23 protein-coding genes and 2 pseudogenes are annotated in these 21,717 nt (G+C 60.3%); 8 read left to right on the forward strand and 17 right to left on the reverse strand.

Going from position 1 to position 21,717, the window contains the following annotated elements; translation table 11 throughout:
* Positions 1 to 46: 46 nt before the first annotated feature.
* On the reverse strand, positions 47 to 1,288 hold the full coding sequence (locus LXM96_RS00375; protein WP_239996248.1) for an alpha-hydroxy acid oxidase: 1,242 nt from the start codon (positions 1,286 to 1,288) through the stop codon (positions 47 to 49).
* Between the two features lie 429 nt (positions 1,289 to 1,717).
* On the opposite strand from LXM96_RS00375, the gene LXM96_RS00380 reads away from it, so the two are divergent.
* Both LXM96_RS00380 and LXM96_RS00385 read left to right on the forward strand, forming a co-directional pair.
* Complete coding sequence (locus LXM96_RS00380; protein WP_239996249.1) at positions 1,718 to 1,993, forward strand: metal-sensing transcriptional repressor; 276 nt, start codon at positions 1,718 to 1,720, stop codon at positions 1,991 to 1,993.
* A 10-nt stretch (positions 1,994 to 2,003) separates the two neighbouring features.
* A complete protein-coding gene (locus LXM96_RS00385; protein ID WP_239996250.1) occupies positions 2,004 to 3,323 on the forward strand; it encodes an MFS transporter in 1,320 nt (439 codons plus the stop codon).
* 27 nt (positions 3,324 to 3,350) lie between these two features.
* Here the strand turns inward: LXM96_RS00385 and LXM96_RS00390 are convergent, their stop codons facing one another.
* The gene (locus tag LXM96_RS00390) at positions 3,351 to 3,500 is read right to left on the reverse strand and encodes a hypothetical protein (RefSeq protein WP_239996251.1); all 150 of its coding nucleotides are present in this window, start codon (positions 3,498 to 3,500) and stop codon (positions 3,351 to 3,353) included.
* Between the two features lie 334 nt (positions 3,501 to 3,834).
* Here LXM96_RS00390 and LXM96_RS00395 point away from each other — a divergent pair, with 334 nt between their 5' ends.
* A complete protein-coding gene (locus tag LXM96_RS00395) occupies positions 3,835 to 4,728 on the forward strand; it encodes a LysR substrate-binding domain-containing protein (protein ID WP_239996252.1) in 894 nt (297 codons plus the stop codon).
* A gap of 56 nt (positions 4,729 to 4,784) precedes the next feature.
* Here the strand turns inward: LXM96_RS00395 and LXM96_RS00400 are convergent, their stop codons facing one another.
* The 6 genes from LXM96_RS00400 to LXM96_RS00425 form a co-directional block, all read right to left on the reverse strand.
* A complete protein-coding gene (locus tag LXM96_RS00400; protein ID WP_239996253.1) occupies positions 4,785 to 5,621 on the reverse strand; it encodes an ABC transporter substrate-binding protein in 837 nt (278 codons plus the stop codon).
* A gap of 30 nt (positions 5,622 to 5,651) precedes the next feature.
* Positions 5,652 to 6,440 carry an amino acid ABC transporter ATP-binding protein gene (locus LXM96_RS00405; RefSeq protein ID WP_239996254.1) on the reverse strand — a complete coding sequence of 263 codons (789 nt, stop codon included), beginning with the start codon at positions 6,438 to 6,440 and terminating at the stop codon, positions 5,652 to 5,654.
* Positions 6,437 to 7,309, reverse strand: coding sequence for an amino acid ABC transporter permease (locus LXM96_RS00410; protein ID WP_239996255.1), 873 nt, complete (start codon positions 7,307 to 7,309; stop codon positions 6,437 to 6,439). The genes LXM96_RS00405 and LXM96_RS00410 overlap by 4 nt, the downstream gene beginning before the upstream one ends.
* On the reverse strand, positions 7,306 to 8,721 hold the full coding sequence (argH, locus tag LXM96_RS00415; protein ID WP_239996256.1) for an argininosuccinate lyase: 1,416 nt from the start codon (positions 8,719 to 8,721) through the stop codon (positions 7,306 to 7,308). Before argH ends, LXM96_RS00410 begins: the two co-directional genes overlap by 4 nt.
* A 781-nt stretch (positions 8,722 to 9,502) precedes the next feature.
* Positions 9,503 to 10,399 carry a hypothetical protein gene (locus tag LXM96_RS00420; protein WP_239996257.1) on the reverse strand — a complete coding sequence of 299 codons (897 nt, stop codon included), beginning with the start codon at positions 10,397 to 10,399 and terminating at the stop codon, positions 9,503 to 9,505.
* Positions 10,396 to 11,025, reverse strand: a complete 630-nt coding sequence (locus tag LXM96_RS00425; protein ID WP_239996258.1) for an alpha/beta hydrolase — start codon at positions 11,023 to 11,025, stop codon at positions 10,396 to 10,398. The genes LXM96_RS00420 and LXM96_RS00425 overlap by 4 nt, the downstream gene beginning before the upstream one ends.
* Before the next feature lie 350 nt (positions 11,026 to 11,375).
* Between LXM96_RS00425 and LXM96_RS00430 the strand changes: the two are divergent.
* The 3 genes and pseudogenes from LXM96_RS00430 to LXM96_RS00440 form a co-directional block, all read left to right on the forward strand.
* A pseudogene (locus LXM96_RS00430) lies at positions 11,376 to 11,934 on the forward strand (Ku protein); the annotation flags it as partial.
* Positions 11,935 to 11,944: 10 nt separating this feature from the next.
* Positions 11,945 to 12,753: pseudogene (gene ku / locus LXM96_RS00435) on the forward strand (non-homologous end joining protein Ku).
* Positions 12,754 to 12,944: 191 nt separating this feature from the next.
* Positions 12,945 to 13,133 (forward strand): hypothetical protein, encoded by a 189-nt coding sequence (locus LXM96_RS00440; RefSeq protein ID WP_239996259.1) that lies wholly within the window; start codon positions 12,945 to 12,947, stop codon positions 13,131 to 13,133.
* A gap of 150 nt (positions 13,134 to 13,283) precedes the next feature.
* Here LXM96_RS00440 and LXM96_RS00445 read toward each other — a convergent pair whose 3' ends face one another.
* Together LXM96_RS00445 and LXM96_RS00450 are read right to left on the reverse strand one after the other, a co-directional pair.
* Positions 13,284 to 13,580 carry a hypothetical protein gene (locus tag LXM96_RS00445; RefSeq protein WP_239996260.1) on the reverse strand — a complete coding sequence of 99 codons (297 nt, stop codon included), beginning with the start codon at positions 13,578 to 13,580 and terminating at the stop codon, positions 13,284 to 13,286.
* Positions 13,577 to 13,756 (reverse strand): DUF3606 domain-containing protein, encoded by a 180-nt coding sequence (locus LXM96_RS00450; RefSeq protein ID WP_239996261.1) that lies wholly within the window; start codon positions 13,754 to 13,756, stop codon positions 13,577 to 13,579. The genes LXM96_RS00445 and LXM96_RS00450 overlap by 4 nt, the downstream gene beginning before the upstream one ends.
* A 197-nt stretch (positions 13,757 to 13,953) precedes the next feature.
* Between LXM96_RS00450 and LXM96_RS00455 the strand changes: the two genes are divergently transcribed.
* Together LXM96_RS00455 and LXM96_RS00460 are read left to right on the forward strand one after the other, a co-directional pair.
* Positions 13,954 to 14,493, forward strand: a complete 540-nt coding sequence (locus LXM96_RS00455) for a GXWXG domain-containing protein (protein ID WP_239996262.1) — start codon at positions 13,954 to 13,956, stop codon at positions 14,491 to 14,493.
* Positions 14,490 to 14,819 carry a hypothetical protein gene (locus LXM96_RS00460; protein WP_239996263.1) on the forward strand — a complete coding sequence of 110 codons (330 nt, stop codon included), beginning with the start codon at positions 14,490 to 14,492 and terminating at the stop codon, positions 14,817 to 14,819. Before LXM96_RS00455 ends, LXM96_RS00460 begins: the two co-directional genes overlap by 4 nt.
* 341 nt (positions 14,820 to 15,160) lie before the next feature.
* On the opposite strand, the gene LXM96_RS00465 is transcribed toward LXM96_RS00460, so the two are convergent.
* From LXM96_RS00465 to LXM96_RS00495, 7 genes are all read right to left on the reverse strand, one after another.
* Positions 15,161 to 16,156, reverse strand: a complete 996-nt coding sequence (locus LXM96_RS00465; protein ID WP_239996264.1) for a Gfo/Idh/MocA family protein — start codon at positions 16,154 to 16,156, stop codon at positions 15,161 to 15,163.
* A complete protein-coding gene (locus LXM96_RS00470) occupies positions 16,153 to 17,034 on the reverse strand; it encodes a sugar phosphate isomerase/epimerase family protein (protein ID WP_239996265.1) in 882 nt (293 codons plus the stop codon). Before LXM96_RS00470 ends, LXM96_RS00465 begins: the two co-directional genes overlap by 4 nt.
* A 22-nt stretch (positions 17,035 to 17,056) precedes the next feature.
* Positions 17,057 to 17,890, reverse strand: a complete 834-nt coding sequence (locus LXM96_RS00475; protein ID WP_239996266.1) for a carbohydrate ABC transporter permease — start codon at positions 17,888 to 17,890, stop codon at positions 17,057 to 17,059.
* Positions 17,887 to 18,810, reverse strand: coding sequence for a carbohydrate ABC transporter permease (locus LXM96_RS00480; protein WP_239996267.1), 924 nt, complete (start codon positions 18,808 to 18,810; stop codon positions 17,887 to 17,889). The genes LXM96_RS00475 and LXM96_RS00480 overlap by 4 nt, the downstream gene beginning before the upstream one ends.
* Positions 18,811 to 18,915: 105 nt before the next feature.
* On the reverse strand, positions 18,916 to 20,118 hold the full coding sequence (locus tag LXM96_RS00485; RefSeq protein WP_239996268.1) for an ABC transporter substrate-binding protein: 1,203 nt from the start codon (positions 20,116 to 20,118) through the stop codon (positions 18,916 to 18,918).
* Positions 20,119 to 20,148: 30 nt separating this feature from the next.
* Complete coding sequence (locus tag LXM96_RS00490; protein WP_239996269.1) at positions 20,149 to 21,123, reverse strand: alpha/beta hydrolase fold domain-containing protein; 975 nt, start codon at positions 21,121 to 21,123, stop codon at positions 20,149 to 20,151.
* Positions 21,120 to 21,716 (reverse strand): GntR family transcriptional regulator, encoded by a 597-nt coding sequence (locus tag LXM96_RS00495; RefSeq protein ID WP_239996270.1) that lies wholly within the window; start codon positions 21,714 to 21,716, stop codon positions 21,120 to 21,122. The genes LXM96_RS00490 and LXM96_RS00495 overlap by 4 nt, the downstream gene beginning before the upstream one ends.
* Between the last annotated feature and the right edge of the window lies 1 nt (position 21,717).

Below are 21,717 nucleotides of genomic sequence, written 5' to 3' on the forward strand. Positions count from 1 at the left end.
CCTCCCCATTCCCGAGTGCCTCACCCGGCGACAGGCCGCGCTGCTACTACGCGCGCCTGTTGCCGAAGGGTTGTGCGCGGTGCATGCGAAACGTGGCCGACTCCACGTTGGAAATATCGCTCAGACCGCTTTGCCCCATCGCTCCGCGCAATTCCGAGCGATACATCGCCGCCATATGCGCCGGCCCATGTTTCCCCAGTGCTGCGGTTGCGGCCAGAAACGGACGCCCCGCGAAAACGAAATCGGCGCCGCATATCCGGCTCTTGAGTACATCGAGCCCCGAGCAGATCGATCCGTCGATCATGATCGGCACCCCATGGCCCAGCCGGTCGCGCAAATCCTGCAGCACATCGATCGCCGCGGGTGCTGCATCGAACTGGCGACCACCGTGGTTGGATACGATCAGGCCATCAACACCGAGCTCTATGGCTCTGACGGCGTCTTCGACATGCTGATGCCCTTTTAGGACGAGCGGCTTTTTCCAGCGGGCACGGACCCGCTCGATCAGGTCCCAGGTCGTGGGACCGACCATGTACTCGTTGACATAGTTGGCGACCTTGTTTGGCGTCGCCTCACCCTCGACATAGGGCACGAAGTTGGCAAAGCGCGGCTGACCGGATCGCAGGACCTGCAAGGCCCATCGTGGCGACGTGGCAACCTGATAGACAGTGCGCATGGTGGCACGGAAGGGAACCGTCAGGCCATTTCGGGTATCGCGCAGTCGCTTCTGGCGCATGGGCGTATCCATCGTCAGAACGAGAGCTCGCACACCAGCGCGTTCTGCCCTGTCGACCATATCGAAAACCACCCGATAATCGGACTGCGGAACCGCATAGAGTTGCTGCCACGTCGTGTTCGGAGCAACCGAGCAGACGGTTTCGACATCGACATTCGAAACCATGGACAGAATGAACGGTATATTCGCCTCCTCGGCCGCCTTGGCGATGAAAAGGTCCGCGTCTGGCCAGACAAGTCCAGAAAGCCCCATGGGGGCGACCCCAAGGGGAAGGTCGTAGTCTTGACCAAAGAGCCGGACCGCGGTCTGGATCTGCGAAACATCGTCCCCGTAGCGTGGCACGATCTCGATCTCGTCGAGAGCCCTTCTGTTTCGCGAAATGCAAAGCTCGTCGCCGACGCCGCCTTCCAGGTAGTCGAAGGCAAATCCCGGGATCCTGCGTTTTGCCGCCGTCATGAGGGACCCGACACCAGGATGGCGCCGTAGCAGCCTGGCTTCGGTGGTGTTCGAAGCGCCCACTCCCCAACCTGCGCTGCCGGCGTTTGCACTCATGTCGCTCTCCACGGATTGGGAAAAAGAGAGCCGGCACCCTTGAAGGCGCAGGGCTCGGCGGTTGCACCAGAACGGGGAATCGACAAGTGATACTCCGCAATGATGATGTCTGCTGTCAAAACGGAGGCGATGACGGGTCACACCCGCCGGTCTTTGGTGACGGCGTTTTCGTCCAGCCAGCGTTCCAGGATCTTGCGATCACCTTGAGCACAGACCGCGGATCGAAGTGAAATACATAAATCTTACAGCCGGGATAGGTCGAACCTATGCAGTCCTCTCCAGCGGCTCACGCGTTTAGCGTTGGCAAGGCCGATCGTCAGCCGCGTTCACAAGTGGCGACCGGCCCGGCGTGCCAGGGTTATGGGAGCCGCTGCCGACAGAGACAAGAAACACCTTGAGTGATCCTCTCCAGGGGGATAGCATAATGGGATGGCCGAGCATCGACACGAATCCCATCCCGACATCGTCAAGCGCCTCAAGCGCGCCGAGGGACACCTGAAAAGTGTGATTGCCATGATCGAGGCGGGCAAGCCGTGCCTCGACATCGCCCAACAGCTTCATGCTGTGGAGAAGGCGGTCGAAAACGCCAAACGGACGCTGATCCAGGATCATCTCGATCATTGCCTCGACGAAACGGTCGGCGCGCTTGATCTTGAGCAGCGCAAGTCGATCAACGAATTCAAGGCAATCACCAAATATCTCTGAAGGAGCCGCCATGCTGGGCGTTCTGCAAAATCGAACTTACCGGCACCTGTTTCTGGCCCAGGTGATCGCTCTGCTTGGAACAGGGCTCGCGACCGTGGCACTGGGACTGCTGGCCTATAAATTGGCCGAAGACCGGGCGGGCGCTGTGCTCGGAACCGCACTTGCCATCAAGATGATCGCCTATGTCGCGCTCGCTCCGATTGCCGGGGCTTTCGCGGAAATCCTGCCCCGGCGCGCCATGCTGGTCAGCCTTGATCTGGTGCGGGCGGCTGTGGCGGTCTGCCTGCCGTTCGTTACGGAGATCTGGCAGGTCTACTGCTTGATCTTCATCCTTCAATCCGCATCTGCCGCCTTCACGCCGGCATTTCAGGCGACGATCCCCGACGTCCTGCCGGACGAGCAGAACTACACGCACGCTCTGTCGCTTTCCAGGCTGGCCTACGATCTCGAAAGCCTAGTCAGCCCGATGCTGGCGGCAGCCTTGCTGACGGTCATTTCCTTCCATTCTCTATTTGCCGGCACTGTTTTGGGCTTCTTGGTGTCTGCGGCCATGGTCATGTCTGTGGCGCTGCCAAACCATCCTGCCAGGCAGCGCAGAAGCATCTATGACCGCACCACACGCGGCATCCGCCTCTATCTGACGACACCACGCCTCCGTGGTCTTCTGGCACTCTGCATGACAGTATCTGCGGCAGGTGCCATGGTGATTGTCAACACGGTCGTCTTCGTCCAGGCAAATCTCGGCCTCTCCCAGACCGAGACGGCAGTGGCGCTGGCGGCCTTCGGATGCGGCTCGATGCTGGCGGCTCTTTCCTTGCCCAAGCTGTTGGAAAGGAACACCGACCGGCCTATGATGCTGTCTGGAGCAGCGATCCTCATCATCGGCTTAGTATCGGCAATTTTCGTCAGGGACTATGCCATATTGCTGGCGGTCTGGCTGCTGATGGGGCTGGGCTATTCGATCGTGCAGACACCGTCCGGCAGATTGTTGCGCCGGTCTGCCCATGCGCAGGATCGCCCCGCCTTATTCGCCGCCCACTTCGCCCTGTCGCATGCGGCCTGGTTGTTGACCTATCCACTGGCGGGATGGCTTGGGGCTACCATCGGCTTGTCCATGACGGCGACCATACTGGCCCTCGTGGCAGGCGTTGGATTGATCGGTGCGATCTGGGTCTGGCGACCATCTGACGAGGCAGAAATCGAACACAGCCATTACGACCTGGCGGCAAATGATCCCCATCTGATGGAGGGGCATCACCGGCGTGGACATCGACATAGTCACGCCTTCATGATCGATCATCTGCATCCGCAGTGGCCACGTGCGCACTGACCTCGGCGATTTCGTCCGCTAGGTTCCTCAGAAGGGCCTGCCGATCGTCGGTGATTCTGGTGACATCGCCGCTGTCGCTATGAGCGATCCGAGGAAGGGCTGCAGCATTCCGAGGGTGAGCACCGCGCCGACGACGACAATAATCACGATAGACACCATCACTTTGGTCGTCTGCATTAGCTGGGCATAACAGGCGATGGCAAGGCCAAGGCTGCCGTTAGCTCTTGCCGGAAGGTTCCCCGAACAGGAGAATCGCAAAGCTTCCTGGATCCCTGAGCTTGATAGCTTGTTCGAGGTCAGGCGCGGGATCTCCAGCGGCGCCACATGCTGGCGGAATTGCCTATGTGATCCCGTTCTTTCCCCCGAGCTTTCTGGTCGAGCCACTGCCAAGACATTCACTGGCGCACGCTCAGAATCGTATTATGATGACATCACGTTTCTGCTTAGTGACAAGTGCTGAAAGGCAAAGACCGGGCAGACTGATGAATGAGCCAACTGAAAGCAGGCAGACGTGAGCTCGCGAATACCGTCGACGGCAGGGCTGAGGGTGCTAATCGCGCTCGCTGAACGAGGCTCGACCGTCGCAGCGGCCGACGCGGTCAACCTCTCCCAAAGTGCGGTAAGCAAGCAACTGGCAAAGCTTGAGAGTTCGATCGGACATCAGCTCTTTGCACGGCATGCGTCGGGTCTGCAACTGAGCGACGCTGGGAAGGTCTATGTCGAGCAGGCAAAGATTGCCCTGAAGGCGCTTGAGGATGCTGCCCTTCGCGTGGCGCGCCTTTCAAGTGATCCAGACGTGTTGCGTCTCCACACGTTGCCTATTCTAGGAGACCGGTGGCTGCTGCCGCGATTTGCGGGATTTGCTGAACGCTATCCACACGTCGACGTTCAGTTCACAAGTTTTGAGACTCCCGGCCAGGCCGAGCCCGATGCCGCATTTCGTTACGGCGCTCCGCCATGGCGCGGGCAACAGGCAGACTATCTCTTCGGCCGTGACATTGCTCTAGTCGGGGCGCCCCATTACATCAAGAGAGCAGGTGGTCTGCAAGCCTTGGCCGACATTGATCGCTTCACACTTCTGGAGCATCCGCAAACCCCCAACTGCTGGCAAAACCTCCGGAAAGTCGTGGCCCTTCCTGTCGATGCCCCAGAGCCTCGCCACTATATCCGCTTCGGTTTTTATACGCTCGTCATCCGCGCTGCAATTGCCGGGCAAGGACTAGCACTCATCCCACGGAGGTTGATCGTTCAGGAACTTGCTTCAGGTGACCTGATCAACCCTAACGGCCTCGGCTTCGACAGCCCCAACTGTTACTGGTTTACTCGCCCCATGGACCGCACGCCCCGGCGCGCACTCAACCTGTTCTATGACTGGTTGATGGAAGAGGTCGCACGGCAAGGTTAAAGGCGAATGACCACATCAGCGGTAGCTGGTTGCGCGGCTGATGTGGCCAAACAAGCTTATTCTCCCTGGTTGAGACCAATCGCGCCGATTTCGTTTCCTGTCAGGCCGTACTCCTTGAAGATCTCCGAGTAACGGCCGCTCTCCTTCAATCTTTCAAGCGCGCCCTTTACCGCCTCGCGGATCTGCTTTCCCTCATCCGATTTCAAGAAGGGAATGCCGGCGAGAGAACGGGTGAAGGGTTCTCCGAGCAGCACATAGGTATCCGGCTCGAGCTTCTGGAAATAAGGAAGGGTTTCACTGCCTTGGACTGCAGCGTCCAGGCGCTGGCTCTTCAACTGCGTGCGTGCATCGACCGATCCCTCGGTGCCGATGACCTCAACCGGCTCCAGCCCCTTCGCCTCACAATTATCCTTGCTCCAATCACCGATCTGCTTGGGCCAGTTTGTGTTGCGGGACGCGCCGACGCGCTTGCCGCACAGGTCCTCGGTGCTGGTGATGCTTTCTGAAAGCGCCTTTAAGGTATAAAATTGGGCGCCAGAGACCATGTAGTCGACGAAGTCGACGGTGTCCCGCCGAGACGGAAGGTCCGACATCCCAGCCATTGCCATGTCGACGCGGCCCGTTTGCAGCGAGGGCAACATCTGAACGAACTCGGTTTCCTGCCATTCAATTTTGACGCCGAGTTCTTCGGCGATGGCTTCACCAAGCGCGATATCGAGGCCCTGGAGGGTGTTAGTCGCAGGATCTTTGTAGACGATGGGCGCGTAGTTCGGGTTCGTCGCCGCAACAATGGTGCCCGCGTCGCGGATGCGCTGAGGCAACTCCTGGGCGCCGACGAAGGTGGCCGTGGCCGCAAGCGCAGTACCAGCGATTAGAAGTGTTCTCAATGACATTGTCAGTTCCTCTCTTGTTATAACTGTACCTTACGACAGCACGGCCGCTATGAAGTCTCTTGTACGCTGTTCCAAGGGCTCCCCTAGCACTTGGTCAGGAGCGCCGGTCTCGACGATCCGTCCGCAGTCCATGAAGATAACGCGATCGGCCACTTCGCGCGCAAAGCCGAGTTCATGGGTCACGACAATCATTGTCATGCCACTGGCGGCGAGGTCGCGCATGACGGTTAGCACTTCGCCGACCAGTTCGGGATCGAGCGCGGAGGTCGGCTCGTCGAACAGCATCAGCTTCGGCTTCATCGCCAGCGCACGAGCGATCGCCACGCGCTGCTGCTGGCCACCCGACAGTTGCGCGGGGTAGGCTTCGTGCTTGTCCGACAGGCCGACCCTTTGCAGCAACGCGATGGCCTCCTGGCGCACCTCCTGGCGTGGTCGTTTCAGGACAGTGGCAGGGCCTTCCATGACGTTCTGCAAGGCAGTCATGTGGTTGAACAGATTGAAGCGCTGGAAGACCATGCCGCAGGCAAGGCGCTGGCGCGCAATGGCGCGATCGTCGAGTTCGTAGAGCGTGTCTCCGTCTTGGCGATAGCCGATCATCTCCTCGTCTATCCAGATCGCGCCACAATCGAAGCGCTCGATCTGGTTCAGGCAGCGTAGCAAAGTCGACTTGCCCGAGCCCGAGGGGCCGATGATGCACAGGACTTCACCACGCATGACATCAAGATCAACCGCGTCGAGCGCCGTGAGGCTCCCGAAGGTCTTGGTGACCTTTCGCGCTGTAAGCTGCGGCTGCGAAGATTTCCTCGGGTCCAAGCTCATCGCCCGCGCCCCCTGTTGGCCTGTCCGCGCGAAAAGCGGCGCTCCAGGAAGTGCTGTCCGATCGACAGGACCGAGACCACCGCGATGTACCAGACGGCTGCGACGATCAAAAGCTCAATGACGCGGCCATTGGCGAAGTAGATCGTCTGCGCATTGCGCAAGATCTCGGAGAACTGGATGACCGACGCGAGCGAAGTCAGCTTGACCATGCTGATGAACTCATTACCCACCGGGGGGATGATGACACGCATGGCCTGCGGCAACACGATGCGGCGCATGATCACCGGGCGTGCCATGCCGATCGACTGGGCGGCTTCAGTCTGGCCCTGGTCCACCGAAAGGATGCCTGCGCGAACGACTTCAGCCGTGTAGGCCCCCTGATTTATCCCCAGTCCCAGGAGTGTTGCCATGAAGGGGGTGATGACATCGACCGTCCGAAACGCGAAGAGACCCGGAACCCCGAGCGTGGGGAACACCAGTGCCAGGTTGAACCAGAGCAGGAGTTGCAGGATCAGCGGCGTACCGCGGAAGAACCAGATATAACCCTTGGCTGAGTAATGCAGCACCGGGTTCGGGGACATGACCATGACGGCGAAGAGGACGCCGAGGGTGATGCCGAGCGCCATGGCGGCAATCGCCATGATGATAGTGTTGACCAAGCCAAAGAGGATGGCCGGCGCGGTGAGAAACTGCGCAACAACTGCCCATTCGATCTGGCCGAGCGCGAAGGCTCTGACAATACCGGAAAGGGCCAAAAGAATGAGTGCAGTTGCCAGCCATCGGCCGTAATGACGACGCGGTTTTATGGTGAACGAACTCGGGTCCGGTTTAGCCGGTGTGCCTATTCGAGACCCGGAGGCCGTGCTCATTGTGCGTCCTCCTCCGCCCAAACGCGAAGCGGAGCCAGCGTGAGGCTCAATCGGCCGATTTGCCGTTCAACGGCTTCGGGGGCCGTACCACCTTGCGCAGAGCGCGCTGCGAGCGCGGCATCTAAGCTTATGTGCTCCATGATCGAAGGCTGCAGTGCCGGATCGATGTCGGTCAGCATCTCAGGGCTGAGATCTTCGAGCGTGATGCCATGATCTTCGCAATAGCGCACAGCCCTGCCGGTGATTTCATGGGCGTGGGAAAAAGGCACCCCACGAAGTGCCAGCCAATCGGCCATCTCTGTAGCAAGCGTAAACCCCTGCGTTGCCGCTTGTCGCATCCGCCCCACGTCAAACTGAAGCGTCCGCACAAGACCACTCATGGCAGGAAGCGCTATGTGCAGAGTGTCCACGGCCTCGAATGCTGCCTTCTTGTCCTCGATGAGGTCACGGTTGTAGGCGAACGGCAGCCCCTTGAGCGTCGCCATGATGCTTGAAAGGCAACCGATCAGCCGGGCGCTTCGGCCTCGGGTCAGTTCGGCAATGTCCGGGTTCTTCTTCTGTGGCATGATGGAAGAGCCGGTCGAGAAGGCGTCATCGAGCTTTGCCCAAGCAAATGACTGTGAGCACCACAAGATAATCTCTTCGGAAAGCCGAGACAGGTCGACGCCAATCATGGCGGTGACGAAGAGGAACTCTGCGACGTGGTCGCGGCTACCAACAGCATCGATGGAGTTTTCGAAGGAGCCTTCGTAGCCGAGCTCCCGCGCCATTTCTTGCGGGTGGCGGGCGATCGCGCTTCCCGCGAGCGCCGCGGCGCCCAACGGGGAACGGCCGCTCCGGCGATACCAATCCCGCAACCGGTCGAGATTGCGAGAAAGCGCCTGTGCATGAGCCATCAACTGGTGGCCGAAGACGATTGGCTGCGCCGCCTGGAGGTGCGTGAACCCCGGCGCTGGAGTGTTCAAGTGGGACGACGCCTGTCCCATCAGGGCTTCGATCAGCGTCAGAAGCTCCTGCGAAACAACCTTCGCCTCCTCCCGCAGATATAGCTTGAGGTCATTGGCGGCCTGGTCATTGCGCGAGCGGCCCGCACGAAGTTTGCCTCCCACGTCCCCAAGGCGCTCGATCAGGTGGCGTTCAATGAAGGTATGGATATCTTCGTCGCTGGCGGCTGGTTCGATCTCCCCGCTTGCCGACTCCGCGGCAATCGCGTCTAGTGTCGTCAGGATCCTGCGGCACTCCTCATCATTGAGAATACCGGTCCGCACCAGCTCGCGTGCATGGGCGCGCGACCCTGCAACGTCGAAGGAGACAAGGCGAAGGTGGCTCGCATCCGAGCGTGAATATCGGGTAAGCGAGGGATCAGGCTGCGCCCGGAAACGACCACCCCACAGGGCCTTGCTCTGGCTCATGACATCTCTCCGCATTCCATTCGCCATAGTCACCTCGGCAAGCGGCTCAGCAAAATGAAAAGAATTCCATCAGGTATTCCATTTTGGAAGATGCCATAATTACTTCAATTTAGATCCCCGAACGAGATGCCGACGAGACTCGTATGTTCTTTGAACGTTCTTGGTGACGCCGAGCGCAGAATAAGTGATCCCAATGCTGGACGAGCAGACGCTGAAGGCCGGGCGCTGCCATTGCGTAGTCCAGGGCGGGAAGCCCTTTGTTAGCCGAACAGCGGAGGCGGGCGCCTTGAGCCTGTCATGACGGCTGCCGCTTTGAGGAGAGCAAGACAACCACGTCATCCGGTGGGCCATCCAACGGGCCACGAGCAGTGCGGCCGTCAGCCCACACACAAGACAATGAAGAGTATCGGAGCTTTCAGCATAGCGCCGGCCGCAGGACGGGAAAGCGGGAATTCTCGACACGGGTCGGTCGGAAAAAGGGCAGCCGCAGGAACCTTAGCATAGCGACGCCCTAGCGGAAGGCGGCACCGACTGCCCCCGGCTGAGCCGTTCCGTCTGGCTGACCTTCTTCAGTTCCATCGTCTGGGATCAGTTCGACTATGCGAACTCCACAAGATCCTTGGCTTATACCGAAGCTTAGTCACTTGACACGGCTGATTTGGGGCCGACAGCAGACGGGCAGCTTTCGGCGCACGGGAAGGATGAACTCACCATTCTCTTTAGAAAATCTGCGAACTCTCCACCAAAGTGGAGAGTTATCCATAAAACCACCAAGGCGAATTCATGTCCCCTGCGAAGTCGCGTGTCTGCTTTCGTTGATCCGTTCAAGCCGCCTTTCAGTCGAACGTGCTCTCCGCCGGGCGGCGCGAAGTTCGTCGATGGTGGGCTGCCACCAACCGCGACGCCGCTCCTCTTCGGCAGCTTCCACCCGTGCCGGCCAAGTTTGAACAAGTTCCTCTAAGGTCGGCGACCGCCAGAGGGCCCAGACATGCTCTTGTTCGCGAAGAGAATAGGCCTCGGCAACCTCTTCCGGAACGACGAGTTCGCCCGTGACCTGCGTGAAGACGACCATCCCGTAGCGGACCGTGGCGATAGGTCTGCCCAATGGCGGCAGATCGTCGCTCGGCACCGGAAGGCGTCTCTTCCGGCGCTCCAGATCGCGACGCCTCGCCTTCGCCTCCTCCTCCGTTCCCTTCCGAGCTTCGGCCCGCTTCCTGCGCTCCTCCGGCTCGCAATGCTTCGCGGCTTCTTCGATCGTCTCCCATCGGTGCTGCAGGTCGTCGTAGGAGGCGTACGGCACCTCCCACACCTTCTCCTCGCCGTTCCACCGGGCGAAGGGTATCTGCCGCAGCTCCTCGACAACCGTCCTTGAGTACGGCGTCTTGATGCGAAAGCCGTGGTCGTAGACGGATAGGTATGGACTGAGGATGGGTTCGAACTCGAAGGCGTCGCGGCCACGCTCCTCTTCGAACGGCCTATTTCGGTTCGATTCCGAGGCCAGCCATCGATCGACGCGGCGGCGGGCAGTGGTGCCGGGAACCGTCCACGCCTGAAGTTCGTCGCTCCATCGGGCACGAGGGAAGGTTTCGCGGAACCGAGCTACGGTCATTCTGTCGAAGCGGAAGGACACAGTTTCCGGCATCGGTTCATGTTCGTCCTGTGGCTCGTCGTCTGTCATGCCACCGAAACGTTTGGCGAGGTCGCAGGTTTCGGCGAGAGCGTCTTCTGCAGGAAGGTAAGCGCGCGGTCGGCACCCTTGGGCGAGATTGTGTGACCGACAGTCGGCTGGAGTTCCAGCTCGACCTGGAAGCCGGCGGCGCTGAATTGCCGAGCGGCAATGCTTGATGCAAATGCAGGTATGGTCCGATCATCCTCACCATGCACGAGCAAAACAGGCGTCCTTTTGCTCTCGGTGGAAACCGTGACGGGGGGAAGCAACCCAGCAAATGACACGAGAGATCCCACCTGCCAGCGGCCAGAGGCGACCGCGTCCAGGGACACAATGGCCCCCTGCGAAACGCCGACAAAGGCTACCCGGTTCAACGACTTCTCGAACCCTTCCCTCATGATGATCTCGCTTACAGTGGCGTCGAAGGCCTTACGGGCGCGGCAGATCCTGTCCGGCGAGAGCGGATCGCCCTGGATGCTGAACCATTCGCGCCCGTACTGGTGGCGAAATGGCGCGTCGGGCACCACCAGCCGGGCGTCCGGTAGGGAGTCCTGATATGAGTTTGCGAGAGGCATGAGCTGCGCCGAGGAAGCGCCGATGCCGTGGAAGAAAATGATGAGAGACTTGTCGTGCATGTTGATCCAAGGGTTAGGTGAAGATCGCTGAGGGCGCTCGACCCTGGCGGGGAGCGCCCTCACACCCCGCGCACAACCATCTACGCACGACGAGGGGGTCAGTGCGGAAGTCGCGCTTGCTTTGGGGCGGCATGATTTAGATGGTGCTGATGCACTGTGAACGCAAGATCGGCCCAAAGACCTTCTGGGGCGGCAGCTATTGTCGTGCGGAACGTGAATCAGACTCTCAATCTCGAGCCGCAACCCATTGAATTTAGATTCATTTCGAGTCGGAACGAATCACTTCGAATCCAATTGAGTCGCCAAACGAGTGATTCGGAGTACAGCGTAATGGCAGGGCATCGGGCACAGTGGTGCCCGACAGGTCCGGCGCCGACGCCTTCGTCGCACTGCGCGAGGCGATGAACAGGTCTAAGGTCGCTGCCATCGCTCGAACCGTTCTCTTCCGCCGGATGCGCACCGTGTTGATCCGGCCGCACGGCAAGGGGCTGATCGCGACCACGCTGAACTTCGACTACGAGCTGCGGTCGAGTGTGAAGGCCTTCGAGGGCGTGCCCAAGATGAAGATCGAGGGCGAGATGCTCGACCTCGCCAAGCATATCATCGGGACGAAGAAGGGCGAATTTGATCCGGCAACCTTCGACAACCGATACGAGACGGCACTTGCCGAACTCGTCAAGGCGAAGATCGATGGCAAGGCCCTGCCGAAGCGTAAGAAGATAGAGCCATCAAAACCGAACGACCTGCTCGCGGCGCTACGCGAGAGCGCGGGCATGATGAAGGCTGCAGACGAGAAGCCGAAACGGACAGCCGCCAATGCCAATGCTGGCGAGGGACGGCCACGTGCGGCGCGCGGGACGGCTGGAAAAGCTGCAGCAAAAAACCGCCCCGCAGCGCAAGGCCGGCTGAGGAGATCGTCATGGCAATCAGACCATACTGGCGCGGCTGCCTGAAGCTTTCCCTGGTGACATGCCCTGTCGCCATGACTCCGGCGACCAGCGAGAGCGAGAAGGTTCGCTTCCATACTCTGAACAAGGAGACGGGCAATCGCGTCGTGTCGCAGTACGTGGACTCCGTCACGGGCAAGCCTGTGCAGAACGAGGACGAGGCGAAGGGCTATGACCGCGGCGAGAACGACTATGTGATCTTAACGGACGACGACCTCGACGCCGTCCAGCTCGATACGGTCAAGACGATCGACATCGAGAAGTTCGTGCCGACAGCATCGAGTGGGTTTACCTGGAAAAGCCGCACTATCTGGCCCCCGACGATCCCGTAGGCCAGGACGCCTTTGCGGTGATCCGCGACGCCATGAAGGCCGACGACGTCGTCGGCATCTCAAAGCTGGTGATTGGACGGCGCGAACGGGCGGTTGTTCTGGAGCCGCGCGGCGAAGGTATCGTGCTCTGGACGCTGCGCTTCGGCGATGAGGTGCGCAGAGAGGAAGCCTATTTCGAGGACATCGAGGACGCCGCCGATCCAGAACTTGTCCCCCTCGTGCAGAAGTTGATCAAGCAGAAGACCGCGCATTGGTCGCCGACAATGGTGAGCGACCCGATTCAGGAGGCCCTGCTGTCGATTATCGCGGAGAAGAAGAAGGCGCTGAAGCCTGCGAAGAAGGCCAAGGCGAAGGCCGAGGCGGCACCCACGTCCAACATCGTCGACATTATGGCTGCCCTCAAGCAGAGCCTTGCCGCCGAGCGCAAGAACGACCGGAAGGCGGGCTGATGACATTCGGCTGCGACAACTGCAGCGGCACCAGGTGGGTGCGCGAACATCATCGGAAGACGCCATGGCGAGCCGTCGAAAGCTGCAGATGCGGTGGCGCCGGGATGCCCTGCCCCGCCTGCAACAGCAATAGGCCTGCCCTGCACCCAGAATGGCCGCAGGAGTCCAACGATCACGGTAGGAGAAGCGAAATGAAGGATCTAGTGGACCTCGTGCTCTGCGAGCCGGCACCCTTTCTGTTCGGCGCGAATGGCCACTTCAGTGTGACGGACGGTTCGTCCGTCTGGATCGCCGTCGTGACGTGCGAAGCTATGCGCGCGACCGCCTCCCCGCCAAGCTACGCTGAGCAGCCTCGTCCACTTCGCAGACGTGTATCTTGATATGGCCGAGACTGCGTTATCACGTGGAGAAGACCAAGACGGCAAGATATGGATCTTCGAGCGCCACGTCCTCTCCCTTCGCGGTGGAGCACATTTAGCGAGCGAAAGGCCGACTGACCTCCGCCCGGTTTGATGAAGGTCTATTGACCCTCAGAGTGGCCAACGGGACCGCTTGCCGTCACGAACGGCAACGTGGACGAGAACAGTAGTCGTCAGCAGGATACTCGAGACGAGCGCCGCGATGGAGAGAAGCCCTCCGTTCGTGATCTCCGCTCGAGCCTTGAAGCCGGCGTTCCTACCGAACATCAGAGAGACCTCCGCATGCTGGCGTTGCGCAAGGAACGACCGATGGGTACCTGTCAGACCGGGTCCATCTCGCAGGCGGTCTTCGGAGCGGTTCTCGATGTCCGCCCCACGATCCTGAGCCGAAACGACACCCCTGATCACTTTGTGGCCTCCAGGTCAGCCTCGACCTTGTCGCGGCTGTTTCCGACCTTCTTAACCGACTTCCTCACGGCTTCCTTCGAGACGCCTTCTTTCTTTGCTTCATAGCGGACTTCGTGCTCCTGCCCGCCTGCAACCCGTGCTCTGTCCTGCGCGCGCCCACGTGTCGTAGTAGCCATCGTTGCCTCCTGTCTGGTTCGATGCGTAACGGGCACGGAATCGGTATGTTCCACCCCGCGGTGCCGCAGGCTCCGCGCCGCCAAACATGCGACAGCATAGGGAACTTAAGAAGGACGCCGTCATTCCATCGGAACGCCCGCTTGCTGGACAATCTGTATCTGGCGAGGACCCAGTGATTGGAAATGGAGAGCCGCCCGTGAAGCAAACTTTGCTGCAGGCGACGTTGCAGACCGAGGTCGCCCGATGGTTTCGTTCACTTGATCCAGTGCGGCCGGAAGAAATCATAGGACTGTGGAAGGGTGTCGGGCATCCCTCAGGACATCCGCTCGACGGGGTACTGGAGAACCTGCGCTGGTTCGGGAAGCGGTTTCACACCGATCTGCGCGCGGACGCCCTTCTGTTCGAGGGAGAACCCGGCCGCCTGGTTCCGGTTGATCCCAAGTTCTTCCCGATCAGGCTCGCGAACAGATTCGCCGCGTTCGGCCGCTCCACCCGCGCACGCAATCTGTTCTCGCACATCAGGCCGCGCGTCCGTGCCCAAGGAGCGACGGCTACTTTGCGGACACTGGCGGACGACGGCGTGATGACTGCCGCAATGGCGTACGACCGGCAGCCGATCACCGACTACTTCCGTCGCGTAAACGAGCACGAGATCGCCGGAATGATGGTCGTCGAGCACGACCCGCGCCGCTACTACTTCCGGCTGACGAGGGCCGAGGCCGGAGCCGGAGCATGAAGGAACCTATTCTTGAAACTCCGGACGGCCGCTACATCATTGTCAGAGGCCGTCTGTGGAGGAAGTCGAACCCGTATCTCCCAGAACACGAGCAGAAGCGCCTCGTGTCCGAACTGATGGCCGCCCGCCGGGCGGTGAAGGAAGCAACAGGCAACCCGGAGCAGCTTCGTGCAGCGCGGAAAGCCGTAGATGCCGCGAAGGTTGCCTTGGGGGAACGTGGTCCGGTTTGGTGGAACGACGGCGCGCCGGACTTCAACCGCCATCTCGCGAAGAACACGCCATACGGAGATCGCATAAGCGCCTTATGCAGTAGTTGCCCTGAATGACCCCATTGGGACCATTTTTTGACAGCGCCATCGGACGCTGCGGCGAGGCGTTATAGTTGACGCAACCGGCCGGTGCTCCGGCTCCCGTCAACCAGCAAGCGGAAATGCTTGTGCGCGGAGACTGCGGTTGGCGCACAGGCAACGTGAGGCGGCCAGGAGCAGTGTCTCCTTTCAAGTAGACGTAACCACGGCCTCAATGACTAACTTGGGGCGCTAAGCGGACGTACTTCTTCCCTGCGAGTCCTTTTGCTTTCTGCGTCACCTCCCGTATCGGCGCACGCTTGGCCCCCTGTATCCCCAATGGGCGGAGCGTCTGTAGTGCCCCAAATGCACCCAGAGCTCTACAACGCCAGTTCGCCTCGCAGGGACTCGAGACGCTCCATTGCAACGACACCGTCCTTGATCGTCGGTGCCTGCGTTTCATCGCCCATCAGCGCCGGGACGACGTCCGACAGCAGCGAGTGATAACCCTTGGGGTCCTCGTTGGCCGCCGCTGTGAAGTTCGGTTTCCAAATCAGCGTGTCTGCAGCGTCGTCGAGCATGGCAGCGGGATCATCCACTTTGAACGGCGGATTGCGGTTCCAGCGCACCTCGACAACGTTATCGACCTCGATACGCTGGTGGTCGCCCATGATCTCGATACGCTCCACCGGCGCACCCCGCGACTGGGCAGTGCCCATGGCGATGGTGCCGATGGCACCGCATTCAAAGTCAAAGTTCACATGGAACAGCACTTTGCCCCTGCCCTTCTCAACCCTGCGGGCCGTCAGCTTGGAAACCGGCGACACGAGGAACGAGACGAGGTCCATGTAGTGCACGCAATGATGCAGGAAGAAGCCGGTATAGTCGACATTGCCAGCAAAATAGCCCGGTGCGGTCATATAGTAGCCGGTCAGGCCGTAGATTTCTCCGAACCGACCGGAGCGCAAAATGTTGGCCGCGATCTTGTTCCCGGCTGAGTAGCGCTTCATGAAGCCGAGAAGTAGCGGCTTGCCGCTCTTCTCCGAGGCGGCGAGTAGTTCGCGCGCACCTGCGGCGCTTCCGGATGGCGGCTTCTCCATGAACACGGGAAGCCCCCGCTCTAGAGCACTCTTGCCGAAATGGAGATGCTGGTCTGGGCCAACGGCCATGCCGACAGCGTCGATATCCGAACGGCGAATGAGCTCTTCCGCGTCGCTCGTCAGGCTCGACACACCGAACTGCCGTCCCGCAGATGCCAGACGTTGGCCGTCAATGTCGCAAAGCGCAGCAATCTGGACGTCGTGGCGAACCAGTTGCGGAAGCAGCATTTGGGTAGCGTGGACGCCGCAGCCAATCCAACCGATCTTGAGTGTCATCGACGATATTCCGTAAGCAGGATGTGGGACTTGATGAACTGCGCGCTGGCAGCAAGACGCTCGTTCTCGTCTTCGTGTGGCGCCCGCCACTGAGCGAAGGGAACGCCGAAGCGGTCGTCGTCGCGCCGGAAGGGTTCGAGCGATATTGGGCCGCCATAGCCGATCTCATGGAGCGCCCGGAAAACATCGACCCAATCCGTTGCGCCGGTACCGGGAAAGCCGCGGTGGTTCTCATTGGCCTGGAAGTGTACGACGCGATTTCCGCCCAGACGGATCGCTTCGGCAATGGAGGCTTCTTCCATGTGCATGTGGAACGTGTCGAGCATGAGCTGAACGGCTGGGTGATCCACCGCATCGAGCAGCTCGATCGCCTGCTGTGTCGTGCAGAGCACGTCGCTCTCGAAGCGGTTGAGCGGCTCGACCGCCAGTACCACGCCGAGACTGGCCGCATGATCTCCCGCTTCCTTCAGACCGGCGACGCAGCGGGCTTTTCGTGAATGCCGCTCTTGCTCAGTGACGGGCTGCGGCGGCCGTCCGGCAAAGACAAGAGGGTTACCGGTGAGCGGACCGCCGACGACCGTAGCGCCGAGAGCCGCAGCACAATCAGTTGCATATTTGAGGTAATTAATTCCGGCACGATGGGCGGCCGGATCATCAGCCGCGAGGTTTCGCTGCAGGTTAACGCGAGCGGCGAGTACAACGCCGAGCTCGGCGGCCTCAAGCGCATGGCGGGCCTCCTTCAGATCAAGCTCGCCCGGCTCCGGCACGAGTAGCTCGACGAAATCGTACCCGAGGCTGCGCATCTCTGAAAAGAGCGGGAAATGCTCTGCCGTGAACGGCCGCGCATATTGCATGGAGATCAACCCGACAGGGTTCATTGTCTTTCCTCTTTCATTTGATTCAGCCCTTCACCGCACCTTGTGTCATTCCACCGATAAGGCGACGCTGGACGAGAAGGAAAAGGATAGTAGCCGGCATGGCGCCGACGACGGCGCCCGCTGCAAGCAGGCCCCATTCGATCTGGTATTCGCCGATGAGGGTCTGGATTGCGACCGTGACCGGTCGGACGTTCCGTCCGCCAAGCGTCAGCGCATAGAGATATTCATTCCAGGCGGTGATGAAGATGTAAATGCCCGTCGAGATGATGCCCGGCAACATAAGCGGCAGAACGATCCGCCTGAGCGCCGTCAGCCGCGAGCAGCCGTCGATCATCGCGGCCTCGTCGAGGCTCTTTGGAATAGCGCCGACATAGCTCGTGAGCATCCAGACCGCGAAGGGAATGGCAACCGTCGCATTGGCAAGGATTAGACCGAAATGGGTGTCGAGTAGGCCCACCTTCCGCATAAGGACAAAGAGTGGCAGGATCAGCAGCACGATCGGGAACATATTGATCAGCAGAAACTGCAACATGAGGAGCTTTCGGCCGCCAAAGCGGAAGCGCGAAAAGGCGTAGGCGGCCGTCACAGCCACAGCGAGCCCAAGTGCCATAGTACCGCAAGCAATGATCAGGCTATCGAGCATGTTGTCGAGGAAGGAAGTCTGCTGCAGCAGACGCACGTAGTTGTCGAGACTCCACCCTGCGGGGGAGATTGAAACGCCTGTTGCATTCAGCGCCTTTGTCGGCGTCAGCGACGTCAGAACCATCCAGGCAAATGGCGCCATCGCAAAAAGCACGATAATCAACACCGGCAGATCAGTTGTGATGATCCGGCGGAAGGTGGAGGGCTTGTTCATCGTTCCACCTCGCGCATTGTACGGGCCAGATAAAGGGCAACTACAGCACCAAGGAGGATGGTAAAGGTGACCGCGATCGTCGTGCCATAGCCGAAGTCGAGGTTCTGGCGGGCACGCACAAAAGCATAGAGCGGCAGCGTATGGGTGGCATAACCCGGCCCGCCGCCCGTCATCACGAATATCACGTCCATGGAATTGGCGACCCAGATGACCCGAAGCAGACCGGCCGTCGCCAGAACCGGAGCAATACCCGGCAAAGTGATGTGCACGAACTGCCGCCAGGTCGAAGCGCCGTCGATGGAAGCTGCCTCGTAGTGGCTCTTCGGAATCCCCTGCAGCCCCGCAAGGATCATGACCGCGAAGAAGGGGAAGCCTTGCCAGGTCAGTGTCGCGATGATCGCGTAGAGAGCCAGGTCTGGATCGGCAAGCCATGGCACGGCAGACTGCACGACCGAGAGATAGATCAGAATGTCGTTCAAGATGCCCGTATTCGGGTCATAGATCCAGCGCCACATCAGCGCGATCACCACACTCGGCAGCGCCCAGGGTATGATGATGAGCCCGCGCGCCAGGCCGCGCCACGGAAACTCCCGGTTCAGCAACAACGCGGTCACGAGGCCGAGGCCCATCTGCAACGGCACTGTCAGGCCGATCCAGATGGCAGTATTGCCAAGCGCGGTCCAAAACACAGGGTCGGCAAAGAGCTTCACATAGTTACCAAACCCGACGAAGCGGCTGGCATTGGGCCTCCAGAGGATGAGATCATAGAAGCTGGTGGCAAGCGCCTGCACCATCGGAAAGAAGACGATGAACACCGTGACGAGAACGGCAGGCGCCAGCAGCATGTAGGGCATCAGCCGGACGCGCCAGGGCGTGGCGATGGTCACATCGGTCGATGGTGAGGCGGTCGTCGCGGTCATTCGGTCGTTCCCGGCCGTTGTCATCAAAGAATCCCATCCGCCCTGATGTTCGGGCGAGGCGGATGGAAGAGGCGAAGGGGGCGCAGCACGCCCTCTTGCGGGAGGTTACTGCTGCGCGAAGAGCGCCTCGAGCTGCTGCATCATCTGCTCGGAGGTGATCTGGCCGGTCAACGCCTGCTGCATTGCAGTCTGCCAGGCTGTGTTCACAAATTCCGACGTTGCAGTGTTCTGCGGCAGTACTTCAGCGAAGGGTAGCGACTGCACGGTCGCGTCCACGAAGCGGCGCTCATGCAGCGTCCAGTTCTCTGATCCGCTTTTGGTGACAGTCATTTGCCCCGTCGCCTTGTTGAAGGCGACGTTGTTTTCGCCCTCAGCCAGGAAGGAGATCCACTTCCATGCTGCATCCTTGACCTGCGAAGAGGAGAAGATAGCCAGCGACTCGTCGCCATAGGACGTCCACCGACCGCCACCGCACTCAGGAACCGGCACAGCCGAAACCTTGTCCCCGAGTGCCTTCACCATGTCATTGGACGAGCCAATGTGATGAATGGTCATGGCCGTCGTACCGTTCTTGAAGGCGCCGGTAATTTCCTGGAAGCCGTCGTTTGGCGCGGACGGAGGGATAACCTTGTCCTTCTGGAAGAGGTCGATCAACCATTGATTGGCAGCGATCGCTTCAGGCGTCGTCAAGCCGCCCGGCTCCAGCTTTGCGCCTTGCGACAGCACGAAGGCTCCCCACTGGTCCCAGCCGCCCTTCCCGCCACGCAGGCCGAATCCGTAAGTCTCCGGCGCTTTGGTCAGTTTGATAGCGGCATCCCGAAACTCCTCGCACGTCGCTGGCGGCTTCAGTCCTGCCTGTTCGAACAAGTCCGCGCGGTAGTAGAGATAGAGCACGACGTACTGGATCGGCAGATAGTACTGCTGGCCGTCTGGTCCCTTGTTTATCTCCAGCAGGTTGTCGAGAAGGTCTGCCTTTCCTGACCAGGCCTCGACCTGCTCGCCAAGCGGCTCCAACGCTCCCATTTCGATGAGGCGCGGCTGGGCGAACAGCTTCACCATGGCGGCATCAGGTGCATTCCCACCAACCAACGCGGTGTATAAATTGTCGTAATAGCTGTTCCAGGGAACGTTTTCCGCTTCGATCTCGATGCCTGGATTGGCAGCCTCGAATTTGGCTACCAAGTCGTTCATCGGGTTTTCCGGATTATCAAAATGATACCAGAACCGAACGGTTTCCGCGGATGCGGTGCTTGCAAGCAGCGCGGTCGCAAGAGCGGCGCCCATGGCCAGTTTCTTCAGCATTCTCATTTTCTCCTCCTCTGAAAATCAAGTTTTGTTTCAGGCGATCATGTCCTTCGCCGCCTTCCCTGCCGCCGCTAGCGCCTCCCGCGCGGCGGCAAGATCGATCGTGTTCTGCAAGAAGCCATGGGTGACACCAGGGACGACCGTCAGCGCGTCGCTGCGCCCGAGACCCTTAAGGCGCTCGTGCAAGAGGATGCTGTCTGAAAGCAGCGGATCCACGCTCGCGGCCATCAGATAAAGTGGTGGCATAGCCAGCAGCGCCTCTTTCGAAGCGACCAGCGGACACGCCAGGGAATCGGTCGAAACATCGCGGCCACCGACATACCAGTTCCAGTAGCGCTGCATCTTGGCAGTCGTCAGTCCCGGGCCATGCTCGAAATTGCGGTACGACTGCGTGTGGAAGGACGCTGCATAGGTTCCGTAGAACAGCAAGGCGCCCGCCACGGCGGCGCTTGATCGAGGCTGCTCGTGCAGTAATGCCGCGAGCGCAAGATTTGCGCCTGCGGAGTCGCCCGCCATAACCACTGGGCCTTCCTCAACGCCGAGGGTACCTGCTGCGGCGAAGGCCGATCGCAAGGTCGCGACTACGTCCATCAATCCAGCAGGATAGGGATGCTCCGGCGAAAGCCGATAGTCCGGCAGCAGGACCGGCAGGCTGGATTCGATCGCAAGCACACGCGCACATCGCTCGTGCGTTTCGGGACTGCAGAAGGCGAAGCCGCCGCCGTGCACGAAGATCACGGCGCCTGGCCGATGCCCCGGCGGCACCAGAACCTTCAGGCGAACGCGCGCAGACCCAAGGGTTTCGTCCGAGTTGACCCAGGCGTCACCAGTGGCAGCCATCTCCGGCAGACCGACATTCCAGCGGCGATTGCTTTCAAGGGTGAGCGCCCTTCCTTCCGAAGGGGGCAGCAGCGTCGGATCAGGTTGCGGACCCGCTTCCCGTTCGACGCGCTCAAGCAGCCGCGCCATTTCGCCAGAAAGCAGACTGATGTCGGGCGCTGCGATCATTGACGCACATCCGGAAAAACATCGGGGCCAAGGTCGACGATCGTCGCAATGTGGTGACGCAGCGCATCGCACGACCTTCCCACATCGCCTGCCTCGACGGCGTCGATGATCGAGGCATGCCGCTGTGCTGTAGCGACAAGATCGCGGGGGCTGGTGCTGCGTGAAATCTTGAACCGATGATTGTGCACCAGGCAGCGATGCAGGATCGGGTCGAGCGCCGGAAGCTGCGCGTCCTGAAAGAGGCGTCGGTGAAAATCGCGATCAAGCGAAGCCAGCTCCAATTCGTCGCCCGCCGCTGCCGCCCCCAGCATCTTCTCAAACAGAGTTTTCAAGTCGGCAATCAGCGTGCGCGAGGGCATCTGCAATGCTCGCAGAATGCCACTGCACTCGACCTGCTGTCGCACCCGAAACATTTCCACGGCTTCAGCTTCCGTACACTCTGACACCTGGGTACCGCGATGACCCTGCCGGCGAACGAGCCCTTCCTCCTGCAATTGCAGCAGGGCTTCACGTACTGTTCCTTGGCTGCAGGAAAAGTAGGCGGCGAGATCCAACTCAGTCAAAGAGGCTCCAGCCGGAAGCACCCCCAGCATG

It is taken from the genome of Rhizobium halophilum (assembly GCF_021648825.1).
GTDB lineage: Bacteria > Pseudomonadota > Alphaproteobacteria > Rhizobiales > Rhizobiaceae > Neorhizobium > Neorhizobium halophilum.